The following is a 20,567-nucleotide window of genomic DNA, read 5'->3' as shown; positions in this document are numbered from 1 at the left end:
CCAGAAATCTCATCTTCTCCGTAGGCTTATCGTTTTTTGCAGGTTACCGACCTGGGTTCTTGCTCACGTGCCCGAGTGCAGGTGCTCCGGGTGGGCGGCGTCCGTCTTTGGCAACGGGTTAAAACCTCTTCACGGCGACTTGCCTTTTTTCGCCGCACAGGGCATGTTCCGACTTGGTCCGAGGGGTGTTCCGGTTTCCGGAACTGAGATGGCGCAACGCCGAACCCTTAGAACCTGATCCGGGTCATGCCGGCGAAGGGACGGAATCCTTAGCCTATTCCCGGATCTCCATTGTCATTTTCGGCTTGTCCGAAGACGGGAGATCCTATGCGTAAGTGTCTGCGACCGCAGCCCTGGCTGCTTATCCGACTGCCGGTATCGGCTCATAAGCGTTCCTGTTTGCGCATTGCAACGGGGCCTATCGGATGATTGTTTTCCTGAAGGCTGTTGCCAGGTCCTTGTTCGGCCTGCTTGTGACCGTGGCGATCTGGGCGGCCATCGTCCATATCTTCGATACGCAGCATTACATTCTGCCCGGTCCGGACCGGGTCTTTGCCGCCTTCGTCAAACATGCCGGCTTTCTGCTGCAACATGCAGGCATCACCGCCTACGAGACCGTGCTCGGCTTCGTGCTGGGGGCTGCGGCCGGGGCGCTGCTTTCCATTCTGTTGTGGCTGTTTCCGGTTGCCGCCAGACTGGCCATGCCGCCCATTCTGGTCACTCAGGCCCTGCCTGTCTTCGCGATCGCTCCGATCCTGGTGCTCTGGCTCGGGTTCGGGCTGGCATCCAAGATCGTCGTCATCATCCTGGTCATCTTTTTCACCGTCACATCGACCTTTTTCGACGGCCTGCAGCGGCTGGACCCGGGGTTGCACGATCTTGCCCGGCTCTATCGTCTGTCTCGTTTGAAGGAACTCTGGTTCTTCCGCCTGCCGTCAGGCTTGCCGGCGTTCGCCTCCGGCTTGCGGGTTGCCGCCGTGTTTGCGCCCATGGGGGCGATCATCGGCGAGTGGGCAGGGGCGAAGGGAGGCCTCGCCTTCATCATGCTTCAAAGCAGCAACCGGATGCAGGCGGACGTGATGTTCGCCGCGCTCATCCTTCTCGCGGCCATGGTGCTGATCATGCGCTTTGCCGTGAACCATCTCACCCGAATTCTTGTTCCCTGGCAGACGCTCAGCTAGCTGCCGCTCAACGGAGGACCTCATGAAAAAACACTTCCTGTCTCTTGTTCTTGCCGCCGGGTTGCTGGCGTCGGGACCGGCGCAGGCCGGCGAGAAACTGACCTTGCTGCTCGACTGGTTCGTAAATCCGGACCACGCGCCGCTGGTCACGGCGCAGACGAAGGGCTTCTTCGAGGCGGAAGGTCTGGACGTTGAGATCATCGAACCTGCGGATCCGGCCATGCCGCCAAAGCTGGTGGCTGCCGGGCAGGGCGATATTGCGGTGTCCTATCAGCCGACGCTTCATGCGCAGATTGAAGAGGAACTGCCACTGAAGTGGATCGGCACGCTGGTGGAAACGCCGCTCAATTCGCTCATCGTGCTGAAAGACGGCCCCATTCAGGAGCTTAAGGACCTGAAGGGCAAGAGCATCGGTTTTTCCGTGTCCGGATTTGAGGATGCGATGCTGGGACAGATGCTGCAATCGGCAGGATTGACCATCGATGATGTGGAGCTGGTCAACGTCAATTTCGCATTGTCGGGATCGCTGCTTGCCGGACAGGTGGACGCTGTGATTGGCGGCTACCGCAATTTCGAGCTGACCCAGCTCGAGATCGAAGGCAAACCGGGCAAGGCCTTCTTTCCGGAAGAAAACGATGTGCCGATCTTTGACGAGCTGATCTATGTGGTCAACAAGGACAAGACGGACGATCCGCGCTTCCAAAAGTTCCTGGCGGCTGTGGAAGCGGCAACCATCTATCTGACCAATCACCCGGAAGAAGCCTGGAATGCCTTCATAGAGGCGTATCCGAACCTCAATGACGAGCTGAACAGACGGGCCTGGTTCGACACGCTGCCACGCTTTGCCAAGCGCCCGGCTGCACTCGACGCGGGCCGCTATCAGCGTTTTGCGGAGTTCATGGCTGAAGCCGGCCTGATCAGCAAGGTCGTGCCGGTGGAGAGCTATACGGCCGAGATCCGGTAATACCTGGCCCGGGCAAAATAAAAGCGCCGGAGCATCGCTCTGGCGCTTTTTCGTTTCTGAAGTATCGCCTGGCTCAGGCGGCCGGCTGGTCCATGGTGCGGGCGCTGTTGCGCACGGCCTTTTGAACCTTTTCGAAGGCGCGAACCTCGATCTGGCGGACACGTTCACGGCTGACACCAAATTCGCCGGACAGGTCTTCCAGCGTCATCGGATCTTCCGAGAGACGGCGTGCTTCGAAGATGCGTCGTTCGCGCTCGTTGAGCACGTCCATCGCGTCAGTCAGCATCTTGCGCCGCATGTCCAGCTCTTCCTGGTTCGCGAGCAAGGTTTCCTGGCTTTCGCTTTCATCAACGAGCCAGTCCTGCCATTCACCTGCGTCCGCTTCCGCACGCACAGGCGCGTTCAGGCTGGCATCGCCGCCCAGGCGGCGGTTCATGGACACCACTTCCTCCTCGGACACTCCGAGTTTCGTGGCAATTTCCGAAACCTGATGCGGCTTCAGATCGCCTTCGTCCAATGCCTGGATCTTGCCCTTGAGGCGACGCAGGTTGAAGAACAGGCGTTTCTGGTTGGCCGTGGTCCCCATTTTCACGAGGGACCATGAGCGCAGGATGTACTCCTGGATAGCTGCCTTGATCCACCACATGGCATAGGTCGCGAGCCGGAAACCCTTGTCCGGTTCAAAGCGCTTGACCGCTTGCATCAGGCCGACGTTGCCTTCGGAAACGACTTCTCCGATCGGCAGGCCGTAGCCGCGGTAACCCATGGCAATCTTGGCGACGAGGCGTAGATGGGAATTGACCAGGCGTTCGGCTGCTTCAGGATCCTCATGCTCTTTGTAGCGCTTGGCGAGCATGTACTCTTCCTGCGGCTGAAGCATCGGAAACTTGCGGATCTCGTCGAGATACCGGCTGAGGCCGCCTTCCCCTGCTGTAAGCGTCGGAACGTTTTGGGCCATATCATGCACCCCCTTTCGTCAAGTTTGCGTCTCCTTCCTCCCGCTGCCCCGCAGTGATACGCAAGCAAGCCATTTCGAAGGGAAGGCGGACGCACAATCGTGTCCATACAGGCACACAAGATAGACTAATATAGGTTCAAATTCGGCGAATGCATGGTCAGAAAACGAAAACGAATCCTAAAATTTTTGTAATCCTGACAACAGATTTGCGAAATCCGCCGGGTAAGGGCTCTCAAAACGCAAGGTTTTGCCATTTGCCGGGTGCTCGAAAGCCAGCAGGCCTGCATGCAGCGCCTGCCGGTGAAAACCGTTCACGAGGCTTTTGAGCGGATCTTCCAGACGGTTGGCCTTGGTCTTGAAACCCGACCCGTAGTCATCGTCACCGATCAGCGGATGGCCGATGTGTGCCATGTGTACGCGGATCTGGTGCGTGCGCCCGGTTTCAAGGCGGCATTCCATTAGCGAGGCGAGGGCGGGCTGCTCGGCATTGCCGAACCTTTCCTTCACCTGCCAGTGTGTGATGGCGTGGCGGCCGGAAGTCTTGACGACTGCAATCTTCTGCCGGTTCGCCTGTGATCGTGCCAGATTGGCGTTGATCGTGCCTTTGAGGCCGGAGGGCGCGCCCCAGACCAGAGCCGCATAGGCGCGTTCAAGCGGACCGGTGCGGCCGTGGTCGGCGAACTGGGCGGCAAGACCTTTGTGCGCCTGGTCGGTTTTGGCGACGACCAGCAAACCGGATGTGTCCTTGTCGATCCGGTGGACGATGCCGGGACGCTTGACGCCGCCAATGCCCGACAGGCTGTCACCGCAATGGTGGATCAGCGCATTGACGAGCGTTCCGGTCCAGTTGCCTGCACCCGGATGAACGACAAGACCGGCCGGTTTGTCGACAACGATGAGATGTTCGTCCTCATACACAACCGCGACCGGGATGTCCTCGCCCTTGGGTTCGGGGTCCTCGGCCTGCGGCAAAGTGAGGATCAGCGCATCGCCTTCATTGACCCGGAATTTCGGCTCCACTATTTTCGCGCCGCCGACGGTGACGTCCCCGGACTTGATCAGGGACTGGATCCTGTTGCGGCTAAGGGCTTCCAGATGAGCCGCCAGCACCGCATCCAGCCGTTTCCCGGCATCGGCTGCATCAACTGTTAAACTGAAATCCTGGTCCAGACCGGCCGGATACTCGAGGGAATTGTCTGTCATGTCACAACCTGATTATCGGGATGAGGGGCCGGGTGAAAAGCCGCTTGATCCTGCGGCCGAACGCATCCAGGCCAAGCTGAAGCGTCTGCTGCTGGGCTCGTCCCTCGTCATGATCGCCGGCTTTATCGCTGTCTTTGCAGCAATTCTCTACAAGATCAACACCAATAAGACCGATGTTTCCGCCGATCAATATGCCGCGACGGTGGCGGTTGGCGCTGACGCGGAGATCCTGCAGGCAAACATCTCGGACGGATTGCTGATGGTTCTGGTGCGCGAAGGCAGCAAGACCGCCCTGTTACGCTTCGATCCTGTCACGGGAAAACAGTTGGGCCGTACGGATTTTGTTGCGCGCTGACGTCGCGTCGAGCCTGAGCGGCCGGGTTATGAACAGGCATGTGACATAAAAATGAAAATTAGGGCTTGCGTCTTTTGTCATGCAGCCGTATACGCACGGTCCTCGGCTTGAGGCAATGAGCTTTTCAAGCCCCGCGCGCCCATCGTCTAGCGGTCTAGGACGCCGCCCTTTCACGGCGGAAACACGGGTTCGAGTCCCGTTGGGCGTGCCATTTTTCCCCAAGGCACACACAGCATATGCACACCTTGCGCACAGGGTTCTCCACCCGTTTGTGCACCGGTTTTGCGCGCTTTGGCGGCTGATCAGCCGACGGCGGTGTCTTCCTGCTGTCCTGTCTCGATCAGTTTGACCTCGGCCTCCTGCGCAATTTTTGCGAAGTTCGGTGAGGGGCAATAATCCGTCACGAATGTGCTGACCTGGCGCAAATGCCCCACGCGAACCGGGGCGGTGCGCTCGAACTTGGTGCTGTCGGCAGCCAGAATGACATGCCGTGCATTGTCCATGATGGTCTTGGTGACTTTCACTTCCCGATAGTCGTAATCAAGCAGGGAGCCGTCCGGATCGATCGCGGAGGCACCGATAATCGCGAAATCCACCTTGAACTGGCGCATGAAGTCCACAGCTGCCTCGCCAACGATGCCGCCATCGGAGTGGCGCAGCACACCACCAGCGATCACCACCTCGATCTGCGAATAGCCGCGCATCAGGCTGGCAACGTTGATGTTGTTGGTGATCACCATCAGACCGCGATGCTGCAACAGCGCCTGCGCAACGGCTTCGGTGGTGGTGCCGATATTGATGAAGATCGACGCATTGTCGGGAATGAGAGAGGCCACCTCTTCGCCTATGTCCGCCTTTTCCCGGCTGGAGATGATCCTGCGGGCCTCATAGCCGACGTTCTCGATGCCGGATGACAGCAGGGCCCCGCCATGTGTGCGTGCCAGCAGGCGCCGGTCGCACAGCTCGTTCAGGTCCTTGCGGATGGTCTGCGGACTGACGTCGAAGCGTCTGGCGAGATCGTCGACGCTGACGCGGCCCATTTGCCGGGCGAGTTCCAGAATGGCGTTGTGGCGTTCGATCAACATGTACCGCAGACTCGATTTAGTGCACGACCGCTGGCCCACCCTGCCTCGGCAAGCTGCAAACGCAGGTGAGGGGACAGCAGATCAGCTTTGGTGGTTTGTCAGATGACTGTCCATGGGACTAGATGACCGGAGCGGCCTTGTCAGATCAAGCCACATCTTTCTTTTTTTGTTTCGTGGCTTTCGTTTTCCGCTCGCTGTTTTGCGCGGAGCCGGTGCCAGCCGGTGCTTTTTCAGCTGCCGGTTTGGACTTGGCCCGGTTGGAGGCGACAACCCTGCTCACCAGAGCTTCTGCTGCGTTGGCGATATGCGCGGATTTGGATTGAGTTTGACCCTGAGCCTGGTCTTTCGCTGAGGCCTTTTCTTCATCCCTTGCATCTTCCGAAGCAGGAGCTTCGCCGGAAGACCCCTCTGACTGAACCTTGTCTGACGATGCAGTGTCGCTGGACCCCGGAGCATCCGATGCGCTGTTCGGGGCGAGGGGCGCTGCCGGTGCCTTTGTTCCGGAAGACTTGAGATCCGGTGCTTCCTCACCGGTCAGCTTTTCTGCAAGCGCGCGGAAATCGCGGCGCAGGTCCACAAGGGCGGGAACCGAGGCAAGGTCCTTTTGCAGCTTCGCCATCTGAGCGGTGATCCGCTGAAGGGCGCGGTCCTTTTCGGCCGCGTCCGCCTGATAGCGTGCAGCGTCGCCGGAAAGCTTCTCCAGCTTGGCATCAAGATGTTTCTCGCGCTCGCTCTCAGGGAAACTGGCGGCATCCAGCATCAGGGACAGACGCGTGACTTCCGCCTGGGCCGCAACATAATTGGATTCCGTATCGACCAGCTGGGCTTCCAGTTCGGCAAGTCTGGTCTTGGCGGTTTCGCTGCGCACCGCGTCCATCTGGCCCGCGACCGTGGGCTCATACCGGGCCAGTTTGGCTTTGAGCGTGGCAACTTCCGCCTCCAGCCCGGTAATGGTGGCAAGTGCCATGGTGCCGGAAGCGGGCAGCCAGCCGCTGTCGTCTTCTTCTGTGTCGGCGGGCTTGGGGGCCGGTTCGTCTTCCGCAGACCTGGTCCAGCTTTCCGCAAGAGCCCGTTCCGCTTCCGACAGTTTCTTTTTCAGGTTGGTCACTTCAGCCGACAGCATGTCGACGGCGTGCTGGTCGCTCGCCTCGGCGGCGATCTTGGCTTCCAGTCCGGAGATCGTGTCCTGATGGGATTTTTTCAGCGCTTCGATTTCGGCCCGCGTCCGCGAGGTTTCGAGCTGAAATTTGGCTGCCTTCTCGCGCTCGATGTCGAGCCGTTTTTCGACCCGCCGCAGTTCAACGGCATGGCGCGCCCGCTCCTGATCCTGGGCGGCGCGGACTTCGGCATAGCTGGTCGGATTGACGGCGCGCAGGGCTTCTTCGGTCAGCCGGGCGGCCCGGCGATAAAATGCGGGCAGGATTGCCAGTCCGATCAGGCCGGCGGTGCAAAACCCCAGCGCCACATACATCGCTGCTTCAATCAAGTCCGGCTCCCGGTTACGTCTTCAAAAAACGCCCACATCTCCATCAATAAACGACAGGAGCACCGCCGCCAAGTCTTCTACGGAGTACGAATCCAACCCGGTTTTGTCGCCAGGCTGCGGTGGCCGCGTTTTACTGTCTGCTCAGAACGGGTTCCATGTCGGCTTCTGGGTGAACTTCAGATAGCCCATGTTCAGCCCGAGACGGGCACCAACACCTGCACGAACGGGCACAAGCACGATTTCATTGTTCAAGAGCACCGTCATGCCGACGCCGCCGACCAGGTAGGCGGATCCGTTGACACCGGCAAAGCGGGTGTAGATGGAGTTCACGGTGGGCAGGTTATAGACAAGCATCATGACCCGGGCACCGTCGGCGCCGAAGTCCCAGCCGACGGATGGGCCTTGCCAGAACAGTTTGTGGTTGCCGGCGTTGCGCGTGTAGAGGCTGCCTTCGCCATAGCGCGCACCGGCGATGAGTGCGCCAGAGCCTTCTTCCCCCAGCACATATCCGTTCGGCTCGCCGTAACTGGAAAAGGCTTTCTCGACCACAGACGCCAGGCCACCGGAAACGGAGCCGAAGAACTGGTGACCTGCCTGAAGGATTTCGTCCTGCTGGTAGGTCTGGCTTGATGGAATGGGCTCGTTGCCGGATGTCTGGGAGAGCGCCGGGTTGGAAAACGCAAATGCGCACAAGGCCAGGAACGCAGCCGATATCAGGGATACAACTCGCTGGGAACTTTGTGCCATTCGATATTCTCCCAAAGTTTCTTGGCCGCGCCGATTGTTGCCGTCCGGTCAGGCCGCAATGTTAAACTGATGCGATATCATGCTGATTCGCATGAGATGGTGCACCCTACATAAGCCGAATCGATGGAAAGCTGGCCTCAAAAAAAGACAAGGTTATGTCTTTGCGCTGTATTGATCCTGCTCTTCTGTCAATTTGCGGGGAAAGCCTTGGCACGTCCCCAGGTTTTTGTTCCAGATCCGATCACCGGATACGCCCTGGGCGGCCATGACCCTGTGAGTTATTTCGTCGACGGGTATCCGCGCAAGGGCAAGCGGGAGCACACGCTCAAATGGGGCGGCACCGAATGGATCTTCGTCAATCAAGGCAATCTTGCCGCTTTCAAGCGCGATCCTGACGCCTATGCGCCGCTGTTTGCCGGCTGTGGCGCGCACGCGCTGTCCGAAGGCTTTGCAACAGCTGGCAATCCGTTCATCTATGCCATTGTCGACCGCCGCCTGGTGTTTTTCCATTCGGTGGTCAACCGGTTCCTGTTCGTCGTCAACGGCAGCCAGTTGATGACGGCAGCGCAGGACAATGCCGAACGGGTCGGTTGTGTACCCCTGCGGTAGACAGGGGCTCGGTCAAACCGCATGCAGGGGCCGGAAAAGGCGGATTTCGGGGCAAATTTTCATCTGGATGATACGGATTGCGGCCCACCGTTGTCTTGGCAGCCGCCGCGAGGATGTGTAACGCTTGCGTCCACTATGTCGAATCAGTTTCCGCAGCCTCCTCAAGAAGAGCCTCAAAACGCCATGTCTGCACTTAAAGAGCTTTCCTCTCTTGATCTTGCCGCCCTGGTGGCCAGCCGCGTCTGCCATGACATCATTTCGCCTGTCGGTGCGATAACCAACGGGTTGGAAGTGCTGGACGAGGAAGGGTCGGAGGACATGCGCGAATTCGCCATGGACCTCATCCGCAAAAGCGCACGCCAGGCTTCGGCCAAACTGCAGTTCGCCCGTCTTGCCTTCGGGGCAGCCGGCTCCGCAGGTGCCGAGATCGACCTTGGGGATGCTCAGGTCGTTGCGAGCGGGTTCATGGAAAATGAAAAATCCGACTTAAATTGGCAATTGTCCCGGCACCTGATGCCGAAAAATTACGTAAAACTACTTCTTAATTTGATCCTTATCGCCAACCAGTGCGTTCCGCGCGGGGGCGAAATCAAGGTTGAAATGGAAGGCGACCCGCAATCGCCCACCTTCACGCTCCAGGCCAGCGGTCTCAATCCGCGTATTCCTCTCGGAATGAAGGAAACCCTTAGTGGCGAAGAGCCCGAGCGGGTCGATGCGCATTCCGTACAGCCAATCTACACGTTGCTGCTGGCCCGCGAATGCGGAATGGTATTAACGATAGATAAACAAGAAGAGTTGGTAAAAATAACGGCTCTTCTGGCAGAATAAAAAAGCCCTTCAAAAGACTCCATCCGCTTCAGCGTATCTTAACTGTTTGCCGTCAACCTAGCTCTCATGGACTTCTCGGTCCAGACATCCCTTTTGGGGTGCGGAACCAGTAACAAGTCGGGTGAGAGCAGGCCATGGACGACCTCCTCAGGGAATTCATTACAGAGACCAATGAGAGTCTCGATGTTGTTGATGTTGAGCTCGTAAAGTTCGAGCAGGAACCGAACAACGCCACTATCCTAGATAACATTTTCCGCTTGGTGCACACTATCAAGGGCACCTGTGGCTTCCTGGGCCTTCCCCGCCTTGAAGGTATTGCGCACGCGGCTGAAACCCTCATGGGGAAATTCCGCGACGGTGCTCCTGTCACGCAAGAAGCCGTTTCCCTCATTCTGACCTCGATCGATCAGATCAAGGACATTCTGGGAGAACTGGAAGCTGCTGAAGGCGAAGAGCCACAAGGCGACGACAGTGAGCTGATCGGCCAACTGGAAGAAATGTCCGCGAAAGCTGACGCTGCCATGAAGGGTGGTGTGGCTGCCGAGGAAGCTCCGGTGGCAGATGCCGAGCCGGAAGCGCCTGAAGAGGATGCTTCGGCCGAGCAAGCTCTGGAGCGTCCGCTCCGTCCGGGCGAAGTGTCGCTGGACGAACTTGAGCGCGCCTTCCGCGAAACCGAAGTTGAAGTCGACGTCGTTGAGCCGGAAGTCCCGGAAGCAGAAGAAATCGTCGACGAAGTCGAAGAGCCCGAGCCCGCTCCCGTTGCGGTCAAGGCCGAAGCCAAGGTGGCAGCCAAGCCACAGGCGAAGGCAGCTGGAGAAGGCGGCGAAAAGAAAGCTTCCGGCGGTGGTGTTTCCAACCAGAGCATCCGCGTAGCAGTCGACACGCTCGAACACCTGATGACCATGGTGTCCGAACTGGTGCTGACCCGGAACCAGCTTCTGGAAATCGTGCGCCGCCACGAGGACAGCGAATTCAAGGTGCCGTTGCAGCGCCTGTCGAACGTCACTGCCGAACTGCAGGAAGGCGTCATGGCGACGCGCATGCAGCCCATCGGCAACGCCTGGCAGAAGCTGCCGCGTATCGTTCGCGATCTCAGCCAGGAACTTGAAAAACCGATCGAACTGGAAATGATCGGTGCGGATACCGAACTGGACCGCCAGGTTCTCGAGATGATCAAGGACCCGCTCACGCACATGGTCCGCAACTCGGCCGACCATGGTCTGGAGCGTCCTGACGAACGCCGCGCAGCAGGCAAGGCGGAAAAGGGTACCATTACCCTGGCGGCCTATCATGAAGGCGGCCACATCATCATCGAAGTTCGTGATGATGGTAAGGGCATCGACGTCGAGAGGGTGAAGGCAAAGGTCGTGGAACGCGGCCTGGCGTCGGAAGCCGAAGTCGACAAGATGACAGACGCCCAGATCCACAAGTTCATCTTCGCGGCCGGGTTCTCCACGGCTGCCAAGGTCACCAGCGTGTCCGGCCGCGGCGTCGGCATGGACGTGGTTCGCAACAACATCGAACTGATCGGCGGTACGGTCGACCTGCGCTCTACACAGGGCAAGGGATCGAGCTTCATCATCAAGATCCCGCTGACGCTTGCCATCGTTTCGACGCTGATCGTCGAAGCCGGCGGCGACCGGTTTGCGATCCCGCAGCTTTCCGTTGTCGAACTGGTCCGCGTACAGACCAATTCGGAACACCGTATAGAGCGTATCAAGGACACCCCGGTTCTGCGCTTGCGCAACAAGCTGCTGCCACTGGTGCATCTGTCCCAGCTCCTCGGTATCTATGAGGGCGAAAACGCGGACGAGGCCATCGATGCGGACAACGGCTTCATCGTTGTCATGCAGGTGGGCAGCCAGACATTCGGCGTGGTTGTCGACGGTGTCTTCCATACGGAGGAAATCGTGGTCAAGCCGATGTCGACCATGCTGCGCAACCTCGGCATGTTCTCCGGCAACACCATCCTGGGCGACGGCTCGGTGATCATGATCATCGACCCGAACGGGATCGCCGGTGCCATGGCAAGCCATGCGTCGAGTGCGGTTACCGAGAACCAGGAAGACGAACACGAAGACCTGCAGAGCCGCGCCGTTTCGGGTCAGAGCTCGATCTCGCTGCTGCTGTTCCGTGCCGGTGCGCCGGAACCGAAGGCCGTGCCACTGTCGCTGGTCACGCGCCTGGAGGAGTTCGAAGTCTCCAAGATCGAACGGTCAAACGGCCGGGATCTGGTCCAGTACCGCGGCTCTCTCATGCCGCTCGTGTATCTGAACGAAGGCGACTGCCACAAGACGGAAGGCACCCAGCCGATGCTGGTGTTCTCCGATGCGGGCCGCTCCATGGGCCTCGTGGTCGACGAGATCGTCGACATTGTCGAGGATCGCATGAACATCGAAGTCGGTTCGGAACGTCCTGGCATCCTCGGCTCCGCCGTGGTCAAGGAACGAGCAACCGAGATCATCGATCTTGGCTACTATCTGCCGCAGGCCTTTGAAGACTGGTTCATGCGCAAGGAAATGGACATCGAGGCGCTCACCAAGAAGGTTCTCTTTGTGGATGACTCGTCCTTCTTCCGCAACATGCTGTCACCGGTTCTGAAGGCGGCCGGCTATGATGTGACCACCTGTACCGGTCCGCATCAGGCGTTCGACCTTCTGGAAAACGGCGACAAGTTCCATGCGATCGTCAGTGACATCGAAATGCCGGAAATCAACGGTTTCGAGTTCTGTGAATCGCTGCGCCGCGATCCCCGGTTCCGCAACATTCCGATCCTGGCCCTGTCGTCCATGGTGACGCCGGCTTCGATCGAACGCGGCCGTCAGGCGGGCTTTGACGACTATGTCGCCAAATTCGACCGTCCGGGCCTGATTGCCGCCCTGAAAGACGTCTTCTCCGGTGAAATGGGAGCTGCAGCATGACTGTGCTGGAACACAAACTCAACGCGGAGCAAAAATCCGCAAGTGACATGATCCAGTATGTAACCGTGGTCATCGGCGGCCAGTTGTTCGGCCTGCCAATTTCCCAGGTACATGATGTGTTCGTTCCGGAAAGCGTGACACGCGTGCCGATGTCCGCTCCCGAGGTTCAGGGTGTCCTGAACCTTCGCGGACGCATCGTCACCGCGATCAACATGCGCCGCCGCCTGCATCTGCCTCCTTTGCAGGAGGGTCAGATGATGGCCGTTGGCATCGAGTACAAGCACGAAAGCTACGGCCTTGTCATCGACACGGTCGGTGAGGTTCTGACGCTGTCGTCCGCATCTGCGGAGCCAAATCCGTCGAACCTGGACCGCCGCTGGGCCGAGATTTCCGGAGGCGTGCATCGCCTGGACGGCCGTCTGATGGTCATTCTGGATGTCGACCGTCTGCTTGGCGCGATGTTCACCGAACCCATGGCTGCAGCGTAACAAGGCCACAATGGCTACTGAGTGGAGTTAAGCCTGATGAAACAGTGCCTCGTAGTCGATGACTCAAGTGTCATCCGAAAGGTGGCTCGCCGCATACTCGAGGATATGAATTTCGAGATTACCGAAGCGGAAGACGGCCAGCAGGCGCTTGACGAATGTCGCAAGACAATGCCGGACGCGATCCTGCTGGACTGGAACATGCCCGTCATGGACGGTCTTGAATTCCTGACCAGCCTGCGTGCGGAAGAGGGCGGTGAAAACCCGATTGTCGTATTCTGTACCACTGAAAACGATGTCGCTCACATTGCCCGGGCCATCCGTGCCGGAGCCAACGAGTACATCATGAAACCGTTTGACCGCGAAATCGTGGAAGCCAAGTTTCAGGAAGTCGGTCTTATCTAGTTTCGAGTTGGGCAGTCTAAATGGCGTTTGCGCAAAGAAGCATAACTGCGGGCACGAGTCCGGGCAGCGATCCCATCAAGGTCATGGTTGTAGATGACGCCGTCGTCATCCGCGGCCTTCTGACACGCTGGCTCGGTGAAGACAAAAGTCTGAAAGTCGTCAGCTCGCACCGCAACGGCAAGCTTGCTGTAGAAGATATCGAAAAAAGCAATCCTGACGTCGTCGTTCTCGATATCGAGATGCCGGAAATGGATGGCATGACGGCCTTGCCGCTCATGCTGGCTAAGAAGCGCGATCTCATCGTGATCATGGCTTCCACGCTGACCCGCCGCAACGCGGAGATCAGCTTGAAGGCTCTGTCGCTGGGGGCTGCGGACTATGTGCCGAAGCCGGAATCGAACTCCGAGGTCACGACTTCCGTCGATTTCCGCCGCGAGCTGATTGAAAAGGTCAAGGCGCTTGGTGCGCGTGCCCTGCGCATGCGTGGGCCGGTACGCACCATGCGTGCTGAAACCAGCGCCGGCCGCACCGCACAGTCGGCCAGTCCTGTCCCTGCGCGCCCTGCAACCGATACGCGGGCAAGCTTTCGAGGGGCCGGGCAACCGGCAGGCGCTGCTGCCGGGGCGGTCAGGTACCAGACCCGTCCGTATTCAACCGCGCGTCCGCGCATCCTCGCTATCGGCTCGTCCACGGGCGGTCCGCAGGCTCTGCAGGAAGTCATGCGTGAAGTGGGTACGGCAATGAACGACGTGCCGGTGGTCATCACCCAGCACATGCCGCCAACCTTTACCGCCATTTTGGCTGAACATATGGGCAAGGCTGCCCTGCGTCCGGCCAAGGAAGGCGAGGATGGCGAAGTGCTGAAGCCCGGCAATATCTATGTCGCACCTGGCGGCAAGCACATGATCGTGGAGAAGGACGGCAGCGCAGCCAAAATCCGGCTGACGGACGGACCTCCCGTGAATTTCTGCAAGCCTGCCGTCGACCCTTTGTTCGACAGTGTCTCCAAGGTGTTCGGTTCGGCAAGTCTTGCCGTCATCCTGACCGGGATGGGACACGACGGCGCCGACGGCGTCAAAACCATTGCAGCGGGTGGCGGCAGCGTGATTACGCAGGACGAAGCCACCAGCGTGGTCTGGGGTATGCCAGGCGCAGCTGCACAAACGGGCGTTTGCAGCGAAATTCTACCCTTGAAGGAGATCGGCCCGAAGATCTCGCGCGTTCTGAAGGGGAACACGAGATGACCCCGAGCGAGTTCGAGTTTCTGAAAAACTTTCTGAAGACACGCTCCGGCCTGGTTCTGTCCAACGACAAGCAGTACCTGGTTGAAAGCCGTCTTCTGCCGGTCGCACGCAGTTCCAAGCTGGAAACCCTCAGCGCGGTGATTCAGCAGCTTCAGCGCGGCACCAACCGGGCACTGGAAACCGAAGTGGTTGAAGCGATGACGACCAACGAGTCGTTCTTCTTCCGCGACAAGACCCCGTTCGAACACTTCAAGGACACGATGCTGCCGGCGCTGCTGGAAAGCCGCGCGAGCCGCAAGCAGATCAAGATCTGGTGCGCGGCAGCTTCGACTGGTCAGGAGCCTTATTCCCTGGCGATCTGCCTGAAGGAAGACGCCGCGAAAATGGCTGGTTGGCGTACCCGGATCCTGGGGACGGACCTTTCCAACGAAGTGCTGGAAAAAGCCAAGGCCGGTCTCTACAGCCAGTTCGAGGTGCAGCGCGGTCTGCCGATCCAGCTGCTGCTGAAGTATTTCGAGCAGAAGGGCGAGATGTGGCAGATCAATGCCGGCATGCGCGCCATGATCGAGTGGAAGAAGCTGAACCTTCTGGAAAGCTTCACTCATCTCGGTGAGTTCGACATCATCTTCTGCCGTAACGTCTTGATCTACTTCGATCAGGCCACCAAGACGGAAATTCTCGGAAGGATGGCAAAAGCCCTGCCGGACGACGGCTATCTCGTTCTCGGCGCTGCCGAAACCGTGGTCGGTCTGACAGATGCCTTCAAGCCTGTTGCCGGAAAACGGGGCCTCTTCCAGAAGAAGCAGGCGGCCCAGGCAACGACCGGATCGGCTGCAACTCCGCGGCTCGCCGCCGGAGGCGGTCTGGGGCTGCGGCGTTAAAGGCCCGTCTGCCCGTTAAAGCGGGCAGGGCAATGAGGCCCCAACAAAGCAATCCAATTCAAAAGGCGGCCGCGGGCCGCCTTTTTCCTTCACGCCATCGTGAAGGTGCGTGGGGTGTCGATCTGCTGTGCGCTTCCGAATAAGTAATTGAAATAATAATATTTTTTTCCATATTGCAGGGCGTCCGGCTGATGCCGGTCAGGTCTTGTCTGGACCTGAAACCATTCCATCTTCTTCGACGTAAGCTTTGCGTTCTGCCGGATACCAGGCGTGTTCGATTGCAGGGCGACTTTGTATGCATCGGAATTGCAAGGAGTGGGAATATGACCGAGATCAAAGTTGAACTCACGCGCCGCGCGGCGCTTCTGGGGGCTGGTGGTGTGCTTGCCGGAGCGAGCCTCGCCGGAACGAGCGTGGTTCATGCTGCGGCCGAAAAGCAGTCCGCATTGCCGGCAAAGGTTGCTCGCTATTCCGTGGGTGGTTTTGAAGTCACGACATTGCACGACGGGGCGGTCACTCTGGCTGAGCCGCAGAAGACGTTCGCCATGAATGTGGATGCGGATACCTTTTCCGAGACCAATGCCGAAAATTTCCTGCCTGACGACAATTTCCAGATCAGTTTCACGCCTACGCTCGTCAACACGGGCAGCGAGTTGGTCCTGTTCGATACCGGCAATGGCGAAGGTGCTCGGCCGGGCAGGGGCAACATGCGCGCTGCGCTGGAAAACGCGGGATACACACCGGAGCAGGTGGATGTGGTGGTACTGACACATATGCACCCCGATCACATCAGCGGTCTGATGGAGGGCGGTTCGCCAACCTTTGCCAATGCGCGCTATGTCACCGGGCAGAAGGAATATGACTTCTGGGCAGCGATGGATGCCGAAGCCAACGGCATCACCAAGCTGATGGCAAGTCATGTCAAGCCGCTGGCGGAAAAGATGACCTTCCTTGACGACGGTGGCAGCGCGGCAAGCGGTGTCACCGCCATGGCTGCCCCAGGGCACACGCCCGGTCACATGATCTACATGCTGGAGAGCGACGGCAAACAGCTTGCCGTGACAGCAGACACGGCCAACCACTATGTGTGGTCTCTGGCGCATCCGGAATGGGAAGTTCGCTTCGACATGGACAAGGAAGGCGCGGCTGCAACCCGCAAGTCCGTCTTCGGTATGCTGGCTGCCGACAAGATCCCCTTCGTCGGATATCACATGCCGTTCCCGGCCGTCGGATATGTGGAGACCAATGGCAGCGGGTTCCGCTACGTTCCGGCGTCCTATCAGTTGCAGCTCTGATCCCGTTCAGGCGATCTCAGGAGGGGGATGTAGCCGGGGCGTAAGCCGGATGGTCCAATCCCTCCTGGTCGCCGGGGCTGTCGTGACAGTGCCGGTGGCACGGGCAACGGTGCATCACATGCGGATGGGTAACCGCCAGGGGCGGATCACTTTGGAGGAGAGCCCCGGCGGGGTGCCGGCGCCGGCCAGCACCGGCTGTCTTGCTGCCCAACGTCTTGCGGTCAAAACAAAAGCCCCGGCACAAAGGCCGGGGCTTTAAAACGTCTACATTCGATGTCAGATCAGGCGGCTACTTCGACATCCGGCTCGCGCAGCACGTAGCCACGGCCCCACACCGTTTCGATGTAGTTCTTGCCGGAAGTTGCAGCTGCCAGCTTCTTGCGAAGCTTACAGATGAACACGTCGATGATCTTCAGTTCCGGCTCGTCCATGCCGCCGTAGAGATGGTTCAGGAACATCTCCTTGGTGAGCGTCGTTCCCTTGCGAAGGGAGAGAAGCTCCAGCATCTGGTATTCCTTGCCGGTCAGATGGACGCGCTGGCCGCCGACTTCGACGGTCTTGGTGTCCAGGTTGACCTTCAGGTCGCCGGTGACAATCACCGATTGCGCATGGCCCTTGGAGCGGCGGACGATTGCGTGGATACGTGCGACAAGCTCATCCTTGTGGAACGGCTTGGTCATGTAATCGTCTGCGCCGAAGCCGAGGCCACGAACCTTGTCTTCAATGCCCGCGTTGCCGGAAAGGATCAGGATCGGTGTCTTGACCTTTGAAACGCGGAGCGTCCGGAGAACCTCGTAACCGGACATGTCCGGCAGGTTCAAATCCAACATTATGATGTCATAATCGTACAGTTTGCCGAGGTCGATACCTTCCTCGCCAAGATCTGTCGTGTAGACGTTGAAGTTCTCGGACTTCAGCATCAACTCGATGCTCTGCGCCGTGGCGCTATCATCCTCAATCAACAATACACGCATGCCAATCCCCTTGTTCTGCCTTTCCTGGGCAAGTCGCAACGGCTCTGTCGGTGCCTGCTACGAAGGACTGATGTTAACCCCGACTCAAAGCTACCGGTTAATGGTTAACAAAATATGATTCGTAACGGCAAGCTCTGGAGAGAGGAAACTGTGAACAACAGTCAACTTGTTGAATCCCCAAAAAAAATCCGGATTCACAAATCTTAATGTTGAACTTTAAGAACCGGCGCTAACCGATTCCGTTCAGATTCCTTTCAACAAAGCCGTTTTGACTTCGAAATGGCTCTCGCTTGTCAGCCTTCCAAAGGTTAAGATTAACCAGAGTCGTAAACGATCGGTTACCAAATCCGTTAACGAGGAAAGGAATCTTACGTGAAGGCGCTTTTCGCCGAGATTGATTCGCTCATGCCGACCGAGATTTATGGCCGGGTTACTGCGGTTCAGGGGCTTCTCGTCGAGATCGCAGGGCCTATTCATGAAATGAGTGTCGGCTCGAGATTATTAATCGATAACGGTGAGGATAACCCGAAAGTTCCCGCGGAGGTTGTTGGTTTTCGCGAAGGACACGCGCTTTGCATGCCGTTTTCCGGGCTGGAAGGTGTGCGAATGGGCTGCAAAGCGGTGATTCAGGCGCGCGACAGCGTGGTGCATCCGGCCAATGCGTGGCTGGGCCGAGTCATTAACGCACTTGGTGAACCGATTGATGGTAAAGGAGGCCTTGTTCATGGCGGAGTGCCTCGCAAATTGCGAAGTTCGCCTCCGCCGGCCTCAGAACGTAAACGAGTTGGGCCCCCTCTGGATCTCGGCGTCCGCGCGCTTAATACATTCGTAACGTGTTGTGAGGGGCAGCGGATGGGCATTTTCGCCGGGTCGGGCGTCGGCAAGTCCGTGCTGATGTCCATGCTGGCACGCAATACCAAATGCGATGTCGCGGTGATCGGTCTTATCGGGGAGCGCGGCCGCGAGGTTCAGGAGTTCATCGAGGACGATCTGGGCGAGGCGGGGCTGGAGCGATCCGTCGTGGTGGTCGCGACCTCCGATGAAAGTGTTCTGATGCGCCGGCAGGCTGCTTATCTGACCATGACGGTGGCAGAGCATTTTCGCGATGAAGGCAAAAACGTTCTGTGCATGATGGATTCGGTGACCCGATTCGCAATGGCGCAGCGCGAGATCGGCCTGTCTATCGGCGAGCCGCCGACCTCCAAGGGATACACGCCAACGGTGTTCACCGAACTTCCGCGCCTTCTGGAGCGGGCCGGTCCCGGCAAGGAGAACAGCGGATCGATCACCGGTCTCTTTACCGTCCTGGTGGAAGGGGACAATCACAACGAGCCCGTGGCCGATGCGGTTCGCGGTATTCTCGATGGTCACGTGGTGATGGAACGCGGTATCGCCGAGCGCGGTCGCTATCCGGCGATCAACGTGCTGAAATCCGTCTCCCGGACCATGCCGCGCTGTGTGCCACCGGAGCAACTCCCGATCTTGCGTCGGGCCCGCCAGCTTCTGTCGACCTATACCGACATGGAAGAACTGATCCGGCTTGGCGCTTACCGAAAGGGATCGGACCCGACTGTGGATGAGGCCATTTACAGGTTCGACATGATCGACGAATTTCTCAATCAGGGAAAAGACGAAGCGACATCACTTTCTGACGGGTATGAGCAACTTGCCAACCTTTTGGAAATGACTCAGGGGTAAACTGCCCAAGTTAGGGGAGTATTGAGTAATGAAAACCCGAGACAGTTTGATCCGTTTGAAGCGGTTTCAGGTTGACGAAAAGCGGCGACAGCTTGCTCAGATCGAGAGCATGATCGCCGAGTTCAACCGTATGGCCGATGAGCTCGACGACCAGATTCGGTCGGAGCAGGAACGGGTGGGTATTACGGATGTCACACATTTTGCCTATCCGACGTTCGCCAAGGCGGCCGCGGACCGACGCGACAATCTGCGCAATTCCGCGCATGAACTGGACGATCAGCTTCAACGCGCCCGGGACGAGCTTAGCGAGGCGATTGAAGAACTGAAAAAGTTCGAGCAGCTTGAAGAGCGAGACCAGCAGCGCGAACGCACCGCCCAGGAAATGGCGGAGCAGGATCTGCTCGACGAGGTCGCCGCGCGGGCACGCGGGCGCTAGCGGCCCTCAAACCTTCCCCTGCAACGGCTGGTCCCCAACAGGGGGCTGGCGGCTTTGGATGGATGTTCTTATATACCTGATCGTTGCTTGCGGCGGTCAGGTTTTGTGCTTCCCGATCCGGGTGATATAGGGAATACAGCTCCTCCCGGCCTTGCCGGGCGCAGGTCTCCTTTCAAGTTCAAGCCATAGCCAGGGTACGGCAGGTTCTATGCGATTATTTCTGGCTTTCCTGCTTCCGGTTTCCACATTTTCGTTTGCTCTCGGACTGACCCAGCCGCTGATGCGGTTCGAACGTCTCTATTTTCTGGAAGACCGTCCTACGCTGATCGAAATGGTGACGAGCCTCTACTATGAGGGCGATGCCGTTCTCGCAGCGATCGTGGCGCTGTTCTCGATCGGATTTCCCGCACTGAAGATCCTGTTGATCCATGTGGCTGTGCTCAGCGGCGCAAAGACCCGGTCGCTGGCCCTGCTGTCGATGGTCAGCAAGTGGTCTATGCTGGATGTCATGCTGGTGGCGCTGGTCCTGTTCGCGGCCAAGACAAGCGGGTTGGCTGCGGCCGCCATTTTGCCGGGACTGTGGTTCTATGCCGTCGCGACCCTGTCGACGGCAATTGCCGCGACGCTTTGCTCAAGAAGCTGAGATCCCACCCGATCCGAACCCTTCGGTAAGCACCAAGTCGGCGCCCATCGGTGTGACCGCTCTGAAAAGCGCGGCTTCTTGAGGCTGGTGTCGTCATGGCCGGTCTTCAGTCCGGAGAATCTGGGTGGCCACCCCAGTTTGCTGTGCTGGTCTCCGTCAGCCGTATTTA

General features: G+C 58.6%; 21 protein-coding genes, 1 tRNA gene and 1 riboswitch. Of the genes, 16 read left to right on the top strand and 6 right to left on the bottom strand.

Translation table 11 applies throughout. The annotated features are described in order from the left end of the window. The first annotated feature begins 171 nt into the window (after positions 1-171). A riboswitch (TPP riboswitch) is annotated at positions 172-278 on the top strand. Positions 279-425: 147 nt separating this feature from the next. Together AC2A6O_RS06945 and AC2A6O_RS06940 are read left to right on the top strand one after the other, a co-directional pair. Then, positions 426-1,181 carry an ABC transporter permease gene (locus AC2A6O_RS06945; protein ID WP_148582914.1) on the top strand — a complete coding sequence of 252 codons (756 nt, stop codon included), beginning with the start codon at positions 426-428 and terminating at the stop codon, positions 1,179-1,181. Between the two features lie 22 nt (positions 1,182-1,203). Then, on the top strand, positions 1,204-2,145 hold the full coding sequence (locus AC2A6O_RS06940; RefSeq protein ID WP_148582913.1) for an ABC transporter substrate-binding protein: 942 nt from the start codon (positions 1,204-1,206) through the stop codon (positions 2,143-2,145). A 73-nt stretch (positions 2,146-2,218) separates the two neighbouring features. Here the strand turns inward: AC2A6O_RS06940 and rpoH are convergent, their stop codons facing one another. Next, positions 2,219-3,103, bottom strand: a complete 885-nt coding sequence (rpoH, locus tag AC2A6O_RS06935; RefSeq protein WP_148582912.1) for an RNA polymerase sigma factor RpoH — start codon at positions 3,101-3,103, stop codon at positions 2,219-2,221. A 177-nt stretch (positions 3,104-3,280) separates the two neighbouring features. Then, complete coding sequence (locus AC2A6O_RS06930; RefSeq protein ID WP_498926259.1) at positions 3,281-4,306, bottom strand: RluA family pseudouridine synthase; 1,026 nt, start codon at positions 4,304-4,306, stop codon at positions 3,281-3,283. Here AC2A6O_RS06930 and AC2A6O_RS06925 point away from each other — a divergent pair. Beyond that, a complete protein-coding gene (locus AC2A6O_RS06925; RefSeq protein ID WP_148582910.1) occupies positions 4,305-4,661 on the top strand; it encodes a hypothetical protein in 357 nt (118 codons plus the stop codon). The genes AC2A6O_RS06930 and AC2A6O_RS06925 overlap by 2 nt on opposite strands. Positions 4,662-4,796: 135 nt before the next feature. After that, a tRNA-Glu gene (locus tag AC2A6O_RS06920) sits at positions 4,797-4,872 on the top strand. 91 nt (positions 4,873-4,963) lie between these two features. Here AC2A6O_RS06920 and AC2A6O_RS06915 read toward each other — a convergent pair. The 3 genes from AC2A6O_RS06915 to AC2A6O_RS06905 all read right to left on the bottom strand — a co-directional run bounded on the left by AC2A6O_RS06915 (position 4,964) and on the right by AC2A6O_RS06905 (position 7,979). Beyond that, complete coding sequence (locus AC2A6O_RS06915) at positions 4,964-5,746, bottom strand: DeoR/GlpR family DNA-binding transcription regulator (RefSeq protein WP_498926258.1); 783 nt, start codon at positions 5,744-5,746, stop codon at positions 4,964-4,966. A gap of 145 nt (positions 5,747-5,891) precedes the next feature. Next, entirely contained in the window at positions 5,892-7,232 is a 1,341-nt protein-coding gene (locus tag AC2A6O_RS06910; protein ID WP_498926257.1) for a hypothetical protein, read from the bottom strand. 141 nt (positions 7,233-7,373) lie between these two features. Further along, on the bottom strand, positions 7,374-7,979 hold the full coding sequence (locus tag AC2A6O_RS06905; protein ID WP_148582908.1) for a DUF1134 domain-containing protein: 606 nt from the start codon (positions 7,977-7,979) through the stop codon (positions 7,374-7,376). 207 nt (positions 7,980-8,186) lie between these two features. Between AC2A6O_RS06905 and AC2A6O_RS06900 the strand changes: the two genes are divergently transcribed. The 9 genes from AC2A6O_RS06900 (at position 8,187) to AC2A6O_RS06860 (ending at position 16,906) form a co-directional block, all read left to right on the top strand. Continuing rightward, the gene (locus AC2A6O_RS06900) at positions 8,187-8,588 is read left to right on the top strand and encodes a YHS domain-containing (seleno)protein (protein ID WP_148582907.1); all 402 of its coding nucleotides are present in this window, start codon (positions 8,187-8,189) and stop codon (positions 8,586-8,588) included. Positions 8,589-8,771: 183 nt separating this feature from the next. Further along, positions 8,772-9,416 carry a histidine phosphotransferase ChpT gene (chpT, locus tag AC2A6O_RS06895; RefSeq protein ID WP_148583100.1) on the top strand — a complete coding sequence of 215 codons (645 nt, stop codon included), beginning with the start codon at positions 8,772-8,774 and terminating at the stop codon, positions 9,414-9,416. 134 nt (positions 9,417-9,550) lie between these two features. Beyond that, positions 9,551-12,337 (top strand): hybrid sensor histidine kinase/response regulator, encoded by a 2,787-nt coding sequence (locus AC2A6O_RS06890; protein ID WP_498926256.1) that lies wholly within the window; start codon positions 9,551-9,553, stop codon positions 12,335-12,337. Continuing rightward, positions 12,334-12,825 carry a chemotaxis protein CheW gene (locus AC2A6O_RS06885; RefSeq protein ID WP_148582905.1) on the top strand — a complete coding sequence of 164 codons (492 nt, stop codon included), beginning with the start codon at positions 12,334-12,336 and terminating at the stop codon, positions 12,823-12,825. Before AC2A6O_RS06890 ends, AC2A6O_RS06885 begins: the two co-directional genes overlap by 4 nt. A gap of 36 nt (positions 12,826-12,861) precedes the next feature. Further along, a complete protein-coding gene (locus AC2A6O_RS06880) occupies positions 12,862-13,227 on the top strand; it encodes a response regulator (protein ID WP_006932059.1) in 366 nt (121 codons plus the stop codon). A 20-nt stretch (positions 13,228-13,247) separates the two neighbouring features. Then, positions 13,248-14,471 (top strand): protein-glutamate methylesterase/protein-glutamine glutaminase, encoded by a 1,224-nt coding sequence (locus AC2A6O_RS06875; RefSeq protein WP_148582904.1) that lies wholly within the window; start codon positions 13,248-13,250, stop codon positions 14,469-14,471. Next, positions 14,468-15,352: a CheR family methyltransferase gene (locus AC2A6O_RS06870; protein WP_148582903.1), complete on the top strand. Its 885-nt coding sequence runs from the start codon at positions 14,468-14,470 to the stop codon at positions 15,350-15,352. Before AC2A6O_RS06875 ends, AC2A6O_RS06870 begins: the two co-directional genes overlap by 4 nt. A 323-nt stretch (positions 15,353-15,675) precedes the next feature. Next, the gene (locus AC2A6O_RS06865; protein ID WP_148582902.1) at positions 15,676-16,647 is read left to right on the top strand and encodes an MBL fold metallo-hydrolase; all 972 of its coding nucleotides are present in this window, start codon (positions 15,676-15,678) and stop codon (positions 16,645-16,647) included. 49 nt (positions 16,648-16,696) lie between these two features. Continuing rightward, positions 16,697-16,906, top strand: coding sequence for a hypothetical protein (locus AC2A6O_RS06860; protein ID WP_498926255.1), 210 nt, complete (start codon positions 16,697-16,699; stop codon positions 16,904-16,906). Between the two features lie 22 nt (positions 16,907-16,928). On the opposite strand, the gene ctrA is transcribed toward AC2A6O_RS06860, so the two are convergent. Further along, positions 16,929-17,621, bottom strand: a complete 693-nt coding sequence (gene ctrA, locus AC2A6O_RS06855) for a response regulator transcription factor CtrA (protein ID WP_148582901.1) — start codon at positions 17,619-17,621, stop codon at positions 16,929-16,931. 372 nt (positions 17,622-17,993) lie between these two features. On the opposite strand from ctrA, the gene fliI reads away from it, so the two are divergent. The 3 genes from fliI to AC2A6O_RS06840 all read left to right on the top strand — a co-directional run bounded on the left by fliI (position 17,994) and on the right by AC2A6O_RS06840 (position 20,398). After that, positions 17,994-19,319, top strand: a complete 1,326-nt coding sequence (fliI, locus tag AC2A6O_RS06850) for a flagellar protein export ATPase FliI (protein WP_148582900.1) — start codon at positions 17,994-17,996, stop codon at positions 19,317-19,319. 28 nt (positions 19,320-19,347) lie between these two features. Continuing rightward, positions 19,348-19,755: a flagellar export protein FliJ gene (gene fliJ / locus AC2A6O_RS06845; protein ID WP_006932052.1), complete on the top strand. Its 408-nt coding sequence runs from the start codon at positions 19,348-19,350 to the stop codon at positions 19,753-19,755. 208 nt (positions 19,756-19,963) lie between these two features. After that, positions 19,964-20,398, top strand: coding sequence for a paraquat-inducible protein A (locus AC2A6O_RS06840; RefSeq protein ID WP_148582899.1), 435 nt, complete (start codon positions 19,964-19,966; stop codon positions 20,396-20,398). Positions 20,399-20,567: the final 169 nt, after the last annotated feature.

The sequence above is a fragment of the Labrenzia sp. ATLA3 genome (assembly GCF_057180185.1).
The sequence above is the reverse complement of the archived record's forward strand: the minus strand, read 5'-3'. Positions and strand labels throughout refer to the sequence as shown.

What these genes read in the sequence shown, in the direction of transcription:
- AC2A6O_RS06945 (WP_148582914.1), top strand. Translation starts at nt 426, where the DNA reads ATGATTGTTTTCCTGAAGGCTGTTGCCAGGTCCTTGTTCGGCCTGCTT.
- AC2A6O_RS06940 (WP_148582913.1), top strand. Translation starts at nt 1,204, where the DNA reads ATGAAAAAACACTTCCTGTCTCTTGTTCTTGCCGCCGGGTTGCTGGCG.
- rpoH (WP_148582912.1), bottom strand. Translation starts at nt 3,103, where the DNA reads ATGGCCCAAAACGTTCCGACGCTTACAGCAGGGGAAGGCGGCCTCAGC.
- AC2A6O_RS06925 (WP_148582910.1), top strand. Translation starts at nt 4,305, where the DNA reads ATGTCACAACCTGATTATCGGGATGAGGGGCCGGGTGAAAAGCCGCTT.
- AC2A6O_RS06930 (WP_498926259.1), bottom strand. Translation starts at nt 4,306, where the DNA reads ATGACAGACAATTCCCTCGAGTATCCGGCCGGTCTGGACCAGGATTTC.
- AC2A6O_RS06915 (WP_498926258.1), bottom strand. Translation starts at nt 5,746, where the DNA reads ATGTTGATCGAACGCCACAACGCCATTCTGGAACTCGCCCGGCAAATG.
- AC2A6O_RS06905 (WP_148582908.1), bottom strand. Translation starts at nt 7,979, where the DNA reads ATGGCACAAAGTTCCCAGCGAGTTGTATCCCTGATATCGGCTGCGTTC.
- chpT (WP_148583100.1), top strand. Translation starts at nt 8,772, where the DNA reads ATGTCTGCACTTAAAGAGCTTTCCTCTCTTGATCTTGCCGCCCTGGTG.
- AC2A6O_RS06890 (WP_498926256.1), top strand. Translation starts at nt 9,551, where the DNA reads ATGGACGACCTCCTCAGGGAATTCATTACAGAGACCAATGAGAGTCTC.
- AC2A6O_RS06885 (WP_148582905.1), top strand. Translation starts at nt 12,334, where the DNA reads ATGACTGTGCTGGAACACAAACTCAACGCGGAGCAAAAATCCGCAAGT.
- AC2A6O_RS06880 (WP_006932059.1), top strand. Translation starts at nt 12,862, where the DNA reads ATGAAACAGTGCCTCGTAGTCGATGACTCAAGTGTCATCCGAAAGGTG.
- AC2A6O_RS06875 (WP_148582904.1), top strand. Translation starts at nt 13,248, where the DNA reads ATGGCGTTTGCGCAAAGAAGCATAACTGCGGGCACGAGTCCGGGCAGC.
- AC2A6O_RS06870 (WP_148582903.1), top strand. Translation starts at nt 14,468, where the DNA reads ATGACCCCGAGCGAGTTCGAGTTTCTGAAAAACTTTCTGAAGACACGC.
- AC2A6O_RS06865 (WP_148582902.1), top strand. Translation starts at nt 15,676, where the DNA reads ATGACCGAGATCAAAGTTGAACTCACGCGCCGCGCGGCGCTTCTGGGG.
- AC2A6O_RS06860 (WP_498926255.1), top strand. Translation starts at nt 16,697, where the DNA reads ATGGTCCAATCCCTCCTGGTCGCCGGGGCTGTCGTGACAGTGCCGGTG.
- ctrA (WP_148582901.1), bottom strand. Translation starts at nt 17,621, where the DNA reads ATGCGTGTATTGTTGATTGAGGATGATAGCGCCACGGCGCAGAGCATC.
- fliJ (WP_006932052.1), top strand. Translation starts at nt 19,348, where the DNA reads ATGAAAACCCGAGACAGTTTGATCCGTTTGAAGCGGTTTCAGGTTGAC.
- AC2A6O_RS06840 (WP_148582899.1), top strand. Translation starts at nt 19,964, where the DNA reads ATGCGATTATTTCTGGCTTTCCTGCTTCCGGTTTCCACATTTTCGTTT.